At 37.2% G+C, this 14,057-nt stretch carries 8 protein-coding genes; 5 read left to right on the top strand and 3 right to left on the bottom strand.

All coding sequences use genetic code 11. The features are described 5' to 3' along the window. The first annotated feature begins 102 nt into the window (after window positions 1-102). Both DVR12_RS12325 and DVR12_RS12320 read left to right on the top strand, forming a co-directional pair. Complete coding sequence (locus tag DVR12_RS12325) at window positions 103-3,273, top strand: SusC/RagA family TonB-linked outer membrane protein (RefSeq protein WP_116975975.1); 3,171 nt, start codon at window positions 103-105, stop codon at window positions 3,271-3,273. A 31-nt stretch (window positions 3,274-3,304) separates the two neighbouring features. Continuing rightward, complete coding sequence (locus DVR12_RS12320; RefSeq protein WP_116975974.1) at window positions 3,305-4,789, top strand: SusD/RagB family nutrient-binding outer membrane lipoprotein; 1,485 nt, start codon at window positions 3,305-3,307, stop codon at window positions 4,787-4,789. Window positions 4,790-4,880: 91 nt separating this feature from the next. On the opposite strand, the gene DVR12_RS12315 is transcribed toward DVR12_RS12320, so the two are convergent. Continuing rightward, window positions 4,881-8,567 carry a hypothetical protein gene (locus tag DVR12_RS12315; RefSeq protein ID WP_116975973.1) on the bottom strand — a complete coding sequence of 1,229 codons (3,687 nt, stop codon included), beginning with the start codon at window positions 8,565-8,567 and terminating at the stop codon, window positions 4,881-4,883. 341 nt (window positions 8,568-8,908) lie between these two features. Between DVR12_RS12315 and DVR12_RS12310 the strand changes: the two genes are divergently transcribed. Further along, the gene (locus tag DVR12_RS12310; RefSeq protein ID WP_116975972.1) at window positions 8,909-10,651 is read left to right on the top strand and encodes a hypothetical protein; all 1,743 of its coding nucleotides are present in this window, start codon (window positions 8,909-8,911) and stop codon (window positions 10,649-10,651) included. Window positions 10,652-10,790: 139 nt separating this feature from the next. Then, complete coding sequence (locus tag DVR12_RS12305; protein ID WP_116975971.1) at window positions 10,791-11,921, top strand: acyltransferase family protein; 1,131 nt, start codon at window positions 10,791-10,793, stop codon at window positions 11,919-11,921. Between the two features lie 81 nt (window positions 11,922-12,002). On the opposite strand, the gene DVR12_RS12300 is transcribed toward DVR12_RS12305, so the two are convergent. After that, entirely contained in the window at window positions 12,003-12,677 is a 675-nt protein-coding gene (locus DVR12_RS12300; RefSeq protein WP_199417094.1) for a nucleotidyl transferase AbiEii/AbiGii toxin family protein, read from the bottom strand. Continuing rightward, complete coding sequence (locus DVR12_RS12295; RefSeq protein ID WP_116975970.1) at window positions 12,649-13,128, bottom strand: helix-turn-helix transcriptional regulator; 480 nt, start codon at window positions 13,126-13,128, stop codon at window positions 12,649-12,651. The genes DVR12_RS12300 and DVR12_RS12295 overlap by 29 nt, the downstream gene beginning before the upstream one ends. Window positions 13,129-13,420: 292 nt before the next feature. Between DVR12_RS12295 and DVR12_RS12290 the strand changes: the two genes are divergently transcribed. Further along, a complete protein-coding gene (locus DVR12_RS12290; protein WP_116975969.1) occupies window positions 13,421-14,029 on the top strand; it encodes a Crp/Fnr family transcriptional regulator in 609 nt (202 codons plus the stop codon). The last annotated feature ends 28 nt before the right edge of the window (window positions 14,030-14,057 follow it).

The raw sequence follows: 14,057 nt of genomic DNA, 5'->3' as shown, positions 1-14,057 counted from the left end.
AATCAAATACAGAAATGTTAAAGTTTTGTTTAAAATTCCTTAACAATTGCATTATATTTCAATATAACCTTTGCGTTCCATTTATTAACTAAATCTGTACCAATGAAAAAAAAGCTATGCCTCATACGGATATTGGGCTTCATTTCCGTATTCTTATCCCTACCTGTATTATTAAAAGCGCAGCAAGTTGTACGAGGAAATGTGATCGATTCAAAGGGAAATAATCTTCCTGCCGTAAGTGTTGTAGTTAAAAATACTATAACAGGAGTGCTTACCGCTGAAGATGGAACCTTTTCTATTACAGTTCCCAATTCTAAAACCGTACTCGTTTTTTCATCCGTAGGCTTTGCTACCCAGGAAATTCCGGTAAATGGACAAACAAACTTAAAGGTAACCCTATTGGATGGTTCACAACAGTTAGGAGAGTTAGTTGTGACTGCAATAGGTATTAAACAACAGAAAAAAAGATTAGGATTTACTACTCAGGAAGTCAAAACAGAACAATTAGCCAACTCCAGAACAATGAACCTTGGTACGGCATTATCTGGCCAGGTAGCAGGTCTGACCGTTACTACTCCAACAGGTATGTTCCAAAAACCTCAATTCCAGCTTAGAGGTAAATCGCCATTGATTGTCATAGATGGTGTTCCAGTTGAAACAGATTTTTATGATGTGTCAGGTGAAGACATCGAGAATATTAACGTATTAAAAGGGATCGCCGCTTCTGCATTATACGGTACCCGCGGTAAGGATGGTGCAATTCTTATCACCACAAAAAATGCTAAAAAAGAAGGTCTGGAAGTCAACGTAAATACCAACAATATGTTTACTGCTGGTTTTACAGTTTTTCCAAAAACACAAACAGAATATGGTAGCGGATCTAATGGTCAGTATGAATTCTGGGATGGTGCCGATGGTGGTATCTCCGACGGAGATATGACATGGGGCCCAAAACTTAATGCCGGCCTCAAAATCGCACAATGGAACAGTCCTATCAGAGATAAACAAACTGGTCAGACTATCGACTGGTACGGAGATGTTAAAGGTACGATCTACGACGACCGCTCGAGATATGAACGTGTACCAACCGATTTCGTATACCATAATAACCTCAAAGATTTCCTGAGAACAGGTATCGTTAGCACCAACAGCTTTTCTGTAGCCTACAAAGGCGAAAAAACCCGTTTCTATGCTTCAGGAAAATATGCACATCAAAAAGGGCAAGTGCCTAATATGTCGCTGAACACTGGTGGTCTTAATTTCAATGCAGCGTTTGACATTTCAAAAAATTTCACGCTCGAAACCTCTCTCTCCTATAACAAGGTATTTACTCCAAATTATCCTCGTTATGGATACGGACCTAAGAACCACATTTACACCATTCTCATTTGGATGAGCGATGACGTAAACGGACAGGATCTAAAAAATCATATGTGGGTACCAGGTTTGGAAGGATATCGCCAGGCCAACTACAACTACGCTTGGTATAACAATCCATACTTTGCCTCTAATATGCTTAGCCAGGCACAGAACAGAGACGTAGTTGACATGCAGGTAAAAGCTAATTGGAAAATCAACAACGACCTGGTTTTTCAAATTCGTGGAAACGGCAGAAATACCACCAACTTCGAATCAATGAAAAGTCCAAAGTCCTACATGAACTATGGTGATTCTCGTAATGGTGATTACAAAATCTGGAATACACGTCAGCTGAATTTTGATGCCGATGCGTTACTCTCCTATAACAAAACCATTAATGATAATATTCAGTTCGGAGTAAATGCAGGTACATCTGTATTTAACCGTACCTATACCCAGGAATACCAATCATCCGATGGTTTGATCGTTCCGGAAGTATACAGCTTAAATAACACTCAAGGTCCGGTACAAGCTAGCAACTACCGTGGAGATAAATCTATCCGTAGTATTTACGCAGCCGCTAATCTTGATTTCTACAATGCATTTTTCTTAAGCTTAACAGCCCGTAATGACTGGTCATCTACACTTCCTACCAACAACAACTCTTATTTTTATCCATCCATCTCACTAAGTACAATGATTTCTGAGTTGGTTAAAATGCCGGATTTTGTTGGTTATCTTAAGCTTTATGGTTCATGGGCACAAGTATCAAGCGATTTGGCTCCATATAGTATCTATTCAGCTTATAATAAAGGAACTACCTATGGTTCTACCCAATCTGTTTACTATCCTTCCGGTATCGTAAACCCTAACATTCTCCCTGAAAAATCATCATCTTATGAAGTTGGTTTATCAAGTGGTTTGTTTAAAGACAGATTAACCGTAGACCTTACTTATTATAATATCAAAGATGAAAACCAGATCATAGACCTGGGTATTTCAGAAGCATCAGGATTTACTTCCAGAAAGGTGAATGGTAACGTTTACACCACAAAAGGTCTGGAAATAGTAGCAGGAGTTAAAGCCATCAAGAATAAAAACTTCAGATGGGATGTTGCAGCCAACTGGTCAAAATACGTAAAGAAGATTACCGAAATCTATGGTGATCAGGCTGTATTTGGCAACCTGAAACTTGGCGACAGAACAGATAGCTATTACACTACTGTATGGCAAAAGAGTGCAGATGGCAAGTTGATTTTAGGCGCTAACGGATTACCTATCAGAGATCCATTTGCCCGCAATATCGGACACCTCGATCCTTCCTGGAGATTAGGTTTCCAAAACAAATTCAATATTAAAGGATTCGATATTGGTATAGACATAGATGGAGTTTGGGGTGGTATTATGAACTCTACTACTCATGAAAAAATGTGGTGGGGCGGAAAACATCCAAATTCAGTAGAATATCGCGATGCTGAATATGCAGCTGGTCACCCTGTTTATGTACCGGATGGCGTAGTAGTTGTAGGTGGAGAATTAAAGCAGGATATATATGGAAATGTAATTTCCGACACTCGTAAATATGCGCCTAACACTACTGCTGTGAGCTGGCAAACATGGGGTCAGAACTACCCTTACCGTGCACGCGTAACCGAATCAGAAAGCAAACAATTTGCTAACACCTTCGATCGCTCATTCTTTAAATTACGTAGAGTATCTGTTGGTTACGAACTGGGCAAAGTATTCAATTTAGGCAAGACCGTAAAAGGACTTTATGTGCAGGCATTTGGCTATAACCTTGCTATGTGGAAAAAGATGCCGTTGCTCGATCCTGACTATGAAATTGGAAATGATGGTAATCTGCAGGATCCATCTCCTCGCTATGTCGGCTTCTCTGTTAACGTAAAATTCTAAACAACATCCGCGTCTAAAATATTTATAGAAGATGAAAAAGTTATTTATAATATCTATTGCTATTTTTACCGGATTGTCCTCCTGTAAAAAGTTAGAAGAAATTAATGTAGACCCCAACAGGGTTACTGAAACTCACCCTCAGCTGCAACTTACACAGATTGAGTGGGAAGCTTTCCGCTACAACAATGGTACCGGACCTCTTTATGCAGAGAAAAAACTGGTACAAACAGATGGAGAAAGTACTGAGCAATATTATAAATGGGATAGATCTAGTTTCACTCCCTATTCAAGAATGAGAGATGTTACCAAAATGATGGAAGAAGCGAAACGTATTAACAGTAACGCTTATCTTGGAATTGGTAAATTTTTCAGAGCTTTCTACTTCCTGAATCTTACCCTCACGTTCGGAGATGTTCCTTACTCTCAGGCACTACAGGGCGAAACACAACAAACATATATTCCGCCTGCTTATGATGCGCAGAAAGATGTATTCAAAGGAATACTGGCTGAACTGAAAGAGGCAAATGACCTTTTGGCTAAGGAAAACAGCATCATTGCCGGCGATATCATTTATAAAGGAGATGTTGCAAAATGGCGCAAGGCAGTAAATGCATTCCGTCTTAAAGTCCTGATGCTGCTGTCTAAAAAAGAAGCGGATGCTGATCTGAATATTAAAGCTGCTTTTGCTCAAATTGTAAACAACGAACCGCTATTTATCAGCAACGATGAAGATGCACAACTGGTGTTCCTGGATCAGGAAGGCAACCGTTATCCTGAGTTCAACTCCAGTGGCTATGGCTCCGGTATGTATATGGACTCTACCTTTATCCGCAGATTACAGGACAGAGAAGATCCTCGTCTTTTCATTTTCTGTACAAGAACTAAAAATGCAGAAGATGCCGGCTTAGCAATTAATAATTTCGCGGCTTATGAAGGAGGCGACCCTGCTGCTCCATATTCAGAAGTTAATACTAAAGCGGCTAATGGTAAAACATCAAAGGTAAATAACAGATACCATAAAGATCCTACAACAGAACCAATGGTATTGATTGGGTATTCCGAACAACAACTACTTATAGCCGAAGGTATTGTAAGAGGATGGGTAACTGGCGATGCCGATGAGTACTACAAAAAAGGAGTTAAAGCTTCTTTCAAATTCTACGAAACAAATGCAAAAGGACTTGGCCAATATGTAACTGAAAACATTGCAATAGCATACCTGGATAAGCCTATCAACAGCCTGGCTACTGCCACTACAACGGAAGATAAGATTGAAAAGATCATTATGCAACGTTATCTGCGTACTTTCTTACAATCTCCATGGGGCGGATTCTTTGATCAGATAAGAACCGGATACCCTTCATTCCGTCGTCCGGCTAATGTAAATATTCCTTTCCGCTGGATCTATCCACAAGCCGAGTATAATAATAATACCACTAATGTTTCTGACGCAATTAAGAGACAGTTTGGTGAAGGCAACGATAAAATCAGTGCTCAACCATGGTGGCTTAAATAAAATTATAATTATTCAAAGCGAAGGTTATAATCAACTTCAAATAATAAAACCCGCATTAACTGCGGGTTTTATTATTTACAGCTTTCAACAACTATTGCGATACCGGTTGTTGATACTGGTAATTTATTACTTTCAGGATATTACCATCCTTGTCTCTGGTAAGTTTTAATCTTCCTAATCCATCATACTCATAGTAAATGGTATTCCCCTTAGTATCTATTTCGCTTGTAGTTCCTATTAATGGCTGATAAGTATAACTTTTCATCTGTGCATCTACCGGATATACTCTAACGTCATCCACCGGCCCTGTTAATACCTTATTTGTAGTGTAAGGCTGCTCATTTAATATCCATTTACCACCGGAAAGATTCCACCACTGAATAATGTAACTCCTGTTATTAGGAGGTGTAAACGGAACCATATAATTCACGTTAATGTATTTTTTACCGGTATGCGCTACTCCACTGATAATGCCAGCATCTGTTGCTTCTTCAAAACCTTCGTAGAAAAACTCTTTAATCCCGGTAGAATCGTTAGCCATATAAATACTTTCAAAAGAAATTGAACAGTATTTACTAACACTAAAATTAGAATTTGGATAGGCAGATAATACATAATTGCCTGCCGGCATATTCGCAAAATCTATGGATGCAGTACCAGGACACCCTACGCCCTGACCATTGATGCAAAGGGTACCGCTTTTATTCGTAGGCCCTGTAAGTGTGTAATTGAGATATACCGTATAGGTCTTAGGATATTCTCCAAAATTAAAGTTCAAAGTAATGGTTCCCGAACGAAGGTGCTGAAAAGTAAGTGTTTGTGTATGGAATTGTGCTGGATCCCACGACATATATTTACTGTCTCTGCTGTTCCTTGCTGTTTGGAAATTCCTCTTCGTATTAAGTGCATTAAGCACCTTTACAACAGGATAATTTTTATTATAAGCCCATTCTATACTGGTTGGAATCCCATCTCGCTTTATATACGAAAGTATATTCCCCTTATTATCATAATTCAGATACTGATCATCCTGTTCAACAGGATTATTTAATATAGCCAACTGAGTATTTGCCGGTGCTAATACTGTATCTATATTTACAATAGTCTGGTAATCTACCTTACTATATTCCGACTGGTTGCTATTAATACGAACTACATTTTCGAGTGACTGATTGATTATATGTGCCTTCTTCATAGCTTGTTGCCCTTGCCATGCAACAGCAGGTTGATTAAGAATAGAATCGTACGGATATTTATAAGAAGCATAAACAGTATCCTTTTTGCTGTTGATAAATTGATCCCACTTTCTATTTCGATAATTATCGTAGCCAATATTCTTTGTAACAACCATTTCATTCGCCCCATTTTCATCATATGTGGTTTCTATGGTTGATTTCAGATAAGGATAATGCAGATAATTATTGATGGCAAATAGTGCCGGTAGCTCTCTGATAAAAGGCATTGTTTGAATATTTCCATCAGGATCGGTACCCAGCGCACCACCATTATAAATCAATTTATTGTGGTATTGATACCTTCTGATACCATCAGCAAATCTGGTTGAACTATCATTATATTGATATTGGGTTTTCTTTATTAAAGTTTTATTCTTCTTATATAAGGATTCCGATAATAATGCACCTCGTTCTATCTCATTGGAGCAATTTTGTAAGATAGCAAGTTCATTATAGCTATATCGTGTTACAATAGAAAACACTGCCGGTAAGTTCATATAACCATTATCATGGTTAGTATAGTTATAAACAGTAAAACTACTATCGGCGTTCATCTCGGTAACACTAGTATAAGTAATATGATTACCATTGGTATAGTGAAGTGGTAAAACATTGTTGCTGGAGAAAGACCGATAATGGAGTTTTAGTTGAATCACACCGGGATTATTGGCCTGTACCTCAGTATAATCATCTTCATCCATATATTGTGGTTGTCCGCTATTCAACACTCCACTGGATAAGGTATCTCCCGTCAGGAAGTTTCTTGTATAGAAATATTTCTTTGTAACAACCGGACTATTAAATCCGGCAGAAGAATTAATTTGCTTTATTCTTACGCCACCTCCTGGCTTATCCTGAGTCAATGTCTGTACTCCTATTGGTATCTGGTTAATATATTTGGAATAGGAATGTGGCTCATAAATGAATTCTGAAAATCCGCCCGTCGGGTATACAATTTTATTTATTAATCCGCATTGCATAGCACTGAATACAGGTGATCTTCTTTGAGTATAAGTATTCACCATACTGGCATTCATTATATCCGGAACAGTACTCCCCCAATAATTTATTACGTATCCCCTGGTGGGAGGAGGAGGTGAAGGAAACAGCAGATAAATAGGATCTACATTATTGAAGTATCCCCAATGATCTACTTTCAGCGTTGAATAGGAAACTCCGTTCAGTCCTGATGGATTAGTATAACTGAATTTATATGGTGCGGTTGAACTGTTATCTAATCCGGAAATATTCATGGAATCAAGAAACAGTCGATTAGTTGCACTGGAAGTATAAGAAAAGTTATATTTCTGTACTACAGCATTATCAGTACTTTTCAGTATTATCTGATCTAACTTGAAATAAGTTGATTTTACTGGATTATCTAATCCAATTACCTCATAGGTGTAAGCATCTTTTAAAGTTGTCCAATATTTGTTAAAAGGATCGCCCTGGAGATTATAATCCAATAATGTAACGGGTGACTTAACAAATTCAATAGAACCATTGGGGCCACTGATTTTGGAAAGATACACAGGATCTACAATGTATAATTGATCATCATAGGGAACTATTGTAAGTGAGGCAGGAGGTGAAAGTGGAAGTGTTGTTTGCTGTATTCCATATTCTGACCCAAAAGTTGAACAATTAGAAATTACCTGGTAACCATCTCTGGTATACTGCAAATTAATTTCCTGCCCATTTAGCGCCTTCATTTTGGTTAAATACCATGAAGTGGCTACAGTACCTCCATCTCTACGATCGCTAGTTCCTGCACCTACTCCCATTCTGTTATATTCTATGGCTGTAGGGGAACTACCAAAAGTATATTTAGTTCCATCTGGTCCTGTAATGATAAAATCAATAATACTATTCTTTAGCTGCGAAGCATATCTGCTATTGGGTTCTAATATTGATTGCGGACCGGTATGACATTCAATAGCCAAGTCAATTCCTTGCCTGCATTGAATTTTCCATTTACCATCAACATCCATAAAAAAACTGCCGCTCATACCCATAAAATCAAACCTGAACTCATCGGGAGAAAGATCCTTTCGTACATTAATATATAGACGCTTGCTACCAAACAGAGTATCTGCCTCTGCATTCAGCGCTGCTGCAGTTGCCCATGAAGAAGTACCCAATCTTCCGGGATTAAAGAAATGACCCTGTTTTATTTTTGAAGTATCATTGCCCTCCTGATAGGTATAGTTAATAAACTCATCTATCCAATCATTCTGGATACGTGAAATAACTCCACCAGCCTGTAAACTCCATCCCAGTCCTACCCAGGTTGGAATAGTTGAAGGCTTTATGCTTGCGGCATGATAGCTTAATTGTAATGGCAAAATAAGATCCCCTGCCTTAAATTGGTAAAGAGGAATACTGATTTCAGGCAGACCGCTAAATAGCGAAACCGGAATCTGTCCGTATAGGCCCAGAGACGCTGCATTAGGTGTGGGAAATAATTCTCTCTTGGCCATCTGGGCACGGGCATGCCCCATTAGGAATAGTAACAGTAAAACCTGTACATATCTAAGTTTCATAGGTTAAACATTAATGTGATTTATTTAGATTTTAGGTTAAAACGATAGAAATTTTAATGTGGGAAAACCAGGGTCTGCAGATAAGTCAACAACAATTTTATTTCGCTACTGAAAATAATCAAACAAATAATTATTGAAATCAGAAGTTTAAACTAGATAAAATAGCAGGCGTATACCGCAATTTTACCGCACCACCATTTCCTGGTATAAGATCTGATTACGAGAATAATAATGCTTCAAATTTCCTTGTTCAAATTTCCTCTGCGAACTGTTTATATTTTCTATTATTGTATTCATATACTGTTATACTTTCGTAATACTTATACCTAAATCATAAATCAATGAAAATTGTTTACCTATCCCTTTGTCTGTCAGTTTTTAATCTGTTAGCACATGCCCAAAAACCATCTATTCAGTGGGGAGATGAATTCAAATTGCGTAAAGGTAGTACTGATCTGAGAGTTGTTTCTGTAGATAAAACGGGCGCTTATCTTCAGGAAAGTCACCCGGCTTTAAAATCCTACTTCGTTGTTGGAGCTACAATGAGAGAATCGGCCTCGCTTGTAAAAGTTGATAATAACCTAAAGGAAATCTATCGAAACGATTTTAATAAAGAATTGAAAGGTAAAGAATTTGAACAATTTGTTCCTTTTGATGATAAATTATATTTGTTCTCATCTGATTATAGTAAACGCGACAGAACGCTTACTGTACACGCATCCGGAATTGATAAAAATACAGGAGAATTAACAGGAGAATGGAGGCTTGTTGCAACTTATGTGCAGGATGAAAAGAGCGATGATATTAATTTTAAAATCGCTTATAATGTAGATAGCTCTAAGCTTCTGGTTATTAGCAGTATAGAAAAGAGTGAAAGAAATGAATACCGAATCCAGGAACTTGGTAAAAATCTTAAAGCTGCCGGCAAACCTTTAATTATTAAAAATCAGTTCGAAGCCAATAAATATCAACTCGAAGATGTATTATATACAATTGATAGAAAAGTAATTCTGGTAGGACGCATGTATGAGTATGAAGAAGGTAAAAAGAAAAAAGAGAAATTCCTCGATTTTACTAATTACAACATTCGCATCTTTAACGATAAAGGCAAACAGGAAACAGAGATCAATACTACCATCAATGCCAAGTGGCTTGTTAGTACCAAATTGTTGCAGGAAAGAAATAAGGATCTGATCCTTACCGCCTTTTACAGCAACGAAAAGAAAGGCAAAACAATCGATGGATTATTAGTGCAAAGAATTAATGTGAATGATGGAAAAGTAATCTCCACCAGCGATAAAGCTATCAACAATTCATTATTATCCGGAGAGCAGGACAATGCTGGTAATGACGATGCAGATGATAAAGAGGAGAGTAAGGAAGAGAAAAAAATGAGAGATGAACTTAGTAAACTGAAAAATGAAGGCGAAGGTTTTTCGAAACATATGCAATTCAGGGATATTTTTTATACTCCGGATAATGGCCTTGTTATTCTTGCTGAGTATTTCGATCATTATACTACAACTTCTACTCGTTACAGTGGTGGGTCTAACGGCATTCCAGGATCGAGTAGTACTACTACCTACGAGAACTTTATTTCAAAAGATCTCATGATGTGTAAGATTGATGCTTCAGGAAATATTTCATGGTTACAAATTTTGCCTAAAAATCAACGCGAGATCATAACCTATCCAGGCCATAGTACCTATGGTAGTGGAATTTCATTTAGCATGAGCTATTTCATAAGTGGTAATATGCCTTATTATTCTGGATTTGGAGCTATTCAATCAGGTAATACCATACATATCCTGTTAAATGATAACTCTAAGAATGCTACAGTTGTACAAGCCGGACAAAAAGTGAAATCTACCTCCCGCTTTGGCAAAACTGATTGTTATGTCTTAGACCTGGATGCCGCATCCGGTAAATTCAACAGAACAACGTTTTTCTCTAATAAGGATGTACCTACCGCTATGCCACGTTTGGGTGCTGTAATAGGAAATGATATGTATATGGTAGGAAAATCAGACAGAATGCTTGGTAAAACAAAAATTGCAGTAGCAAAGATCACCATCGATAAATAAAAAATAAGAGATCAACTATATTTAAACCCTCAGACGCTACGATCTGAGGGTTTTGTTTTCATATCACTTGCATTTTAATCGATTTAATATCATCTTTATCGTCAGATACCTTGACAATATTCCACATTAATTGAAAACGATGTTTAAAATCAACAACAGTGAACTTTCGGTGGGGAAACCACATTTTGAAATTTTAGATGGACTCAGAGGCCTGGCAGCTGTTGCTGTAGTTGTATTCCATTTTATGGAGATTGCAGTTCCCGATTATCATAATAGCTTTATTGCGCATGCTTACCTGGCTGTAGATTTTTTCTTTTGTTTATCTGGTTTTGTAATTGCTTATGCCTATGATCAACGAATTAACAAAATTGGAATATCAGAGTTTTTCAGGCTTCGTCTCATACGCTTACATCCTCTGGTAATCCTGGGTTCTGTTATCGGGTTACTACTATTTCTTTTTGATCCATTTTCCAATCTTTATCTCAACTATTCAGGAAAAATACTACTGATGTTTCTGGCTTCCTGCCTGATGATTCCATATCCGATAGTTCGTGAAAGATATTTCAATCTCTTTCATCTAAATCCTCCTACCTGGTCGCTTTTCTGGGAATACGTTGCCAATATTGTGTATGCACTTGTTATTGTTCGCCTGGGGAAGAAACTGCTATGGTTGCTGACATTTATTGCTGCCATTGCACTCTTCTATGAATCAAAGCGTTCCGGAAACCTGGGAGTTGGATGGAGCGGAGATAATATCGGTGGTGGTGGTATCAGAGTAGCCTACTCATTCCTTGCCGGGGTTCTGACTTATCGGCTTGGCTGGGTCATTAAATCTAAGCTCGGATTTCTGCCCATCGGAATATTACTGCTGGCCAGCTTTATGCTTCCATTTTCTGAATCGTTCAACTGGTATGCCGAGCCACTGATTGTAATATTTTATTTCCCATTCATAGTGATGCTGGGAGCAGGAGCTCTAAGCACCTCCTTTGGTAATAAAATCTGCCTCTTCGCCGGCGACCTTTCCTATCCACTCTATATGGTACATTATCCTTTTATCTGGTTGTTTATGAGCTATGTTGAAAAGTATAAACCATCTCTGATGGAAATGACCATGATAACGATAATAGGTACTATTCTGCTGATAATATTTGCTTATCTGGTATTGAAGTTTATAGACGAACCAGTGCGTAGAATGCTGAAAAACAGGGGTGCTAAGGTTAATGTTGCTGTGGTGGGGGATTCAGGAGTACATCAGGAACAAAAACATTAATTATGTATGTTATAAAATATTAGAGCCTATTTTAAAAATAGGCTCTAATATTTTATATAGCAGAAAAAAATTCGGAAAAATTTATTCCATCAGCCTTTCAATATATTCAACAATATCAAGTTTAATTATTTCCCAATACTTATCCTTCAGACAAATAGGTTCAAAATCATCATCGGCAGTTGTAAAATCAACAAAATTTGATTTAATAATATTCACATCATGATTGTAAGGATAACGCTGATGATGAAGATCCAACAATTGATTGGGGGAGTAACTATCTATTAAATCATGTAAATCCCAGAAATCTTTTTTTCGACCTCCACGCTGTACAACATCCACCTTCATTGCAATTATTTCTTCAATTGTTGCCATCCTTATAGTCTCTACTATTAGTGGAGGCTGAATAAATTTATCTGTGTAATAAAGATCAAGTTTAATAGCGTTATCCTCATTTGTTCCAATGAAATAGGATTTTCCAATAGCGACCGGGCCAGGAGTTGGGCTAGATACATATTGAAAGGTCTTATGCAAATAAGTATCTATAACTTCAAAATTAATTGAATTATATGGAGCATCAGTAAATAAATCGATATCCACAGACATTCTATGGCCGATTTGAAGACTGAGGGCTGTTCCACCAACTAATCTGAACTCATCAAATATGGCACAAGTCATTAATTTTATCAGAGTAGATTTTAATAATGGAGTAACTGTATTCCAGTATAATTTATTTGGTATGTTTTGAAGATTTTTCATTTTTCAATACTTCATCAACAATAGGTTTTCCATAAAACCGGATTATTTCCTGTTTTTCCTTCTCAGTTCCACGTTCAAATACTCTTTTAATAATTGCCCTTTTTTGCTTTTGCCAATCAATTCTTTCTATTTGTGTGTCCCAGAACAATACCTTTCTCAATTTTGGAAGGTTAAGGGATTTACCGGCACTCTGTTTGCTCTTCTCTTCTTTAATATCATGAAATACTTGTAAAATCATGAAATACCCTTCTTCCATATTTAGAGCATGCTCTATCTTTAATGCAAGAGCAGTGTTCATATTTCTTTTCCCTTTGGTTATTGCACTGAGGATTTGGGGATAAACACTTATTGAAAGAGCAAAATCTCTCTTCTTAAGCTTCCTTTTTTTAAGCTCTCTCTCCAATACGATTCCTGGATGTATCCCTTTTAATATAGAAATATTCTCCTGCATAGTACTAAAATAAACAATTTTGTTTATTTTTTAAAAAAGGAGTAACCAACCAAATGCAATAATTTTAAATTCAATTATATACAAATAATAAAATATTAATTATAAATCAAAAAATGATTCAACCAATACTTTTTTTCTACTTATAACCAACAACACAATCAGAAAATAATTGCAGCTTATAAAAGGTTTAGGAAATGCTAAAAAGATATTGAAGGCCTTCAATATCTTCAGCTGCTTATAAATTTCCTATCTTGCTTCGTTGTTCTATGTCGCTGTAAACTATTTTAGATAGATGTCTGTTTCGATTAATGTTCTGGAAACCTTGTTACAGGAGCTGAGTGGTATTTTGCCAGGCAATATGGCTCCCTTATTTGCAATGACCACCCAGGTAAAGCTGGAGGAGGGAGAAGCATATATCCGGGAAGGTGATAAATCCAGAAAACTGGCCTTTATTGAAAAAGGAATTCTACGGGCTTACTCTGTAAAACCCAATGGGGATGAGGCAACCTTGTTTCTCAGGTGGGAAGGTCATTTCATCGCATCTCACGACACCATCATCCATCATTTACCGGCACGGTTTATTTATCGGGCCCTGGAACCCTCAAGATTAGTAGAAATCAACTACGATAAACTTGAGGAGATATTAAGATTACATCCAGAATTTGAACCTTTACGCAATTATTTTCTGCTTAAAATGCTGGCCGATGCCCTGGAAGGAATTGAAGGATTTGTATTGCTTTCTCCTGAAGAAAGATACCAGAAAATAATAGAAAGTAAGTGGGATATAGTAAACCGGGTTCCGGATAAGTATATAGCTTCCATGATGGGAATTACTCCGGTTTCATTGAGTCGCATCAGAAAAAGGTTACATATCAAAGGGAAAAAAGCCGATGGAAATTAACTTTTGTTAATTGTATTTATTATCGATT

It is taken from the genome of Chitinophaga silvatica, assembly GCF_003419895.1.
Classification (GTDB): Bacteria; Bacteroidota; Bacteroidia; order Chitinophagales; family Chitinophagaceae; genus Chitinophaga; species Chitinophaga silvatica.
Note: the sequence above shows the minus strand (reverse complement) of the source record. Positions and strands in the feature narration are given on the sequence as shown.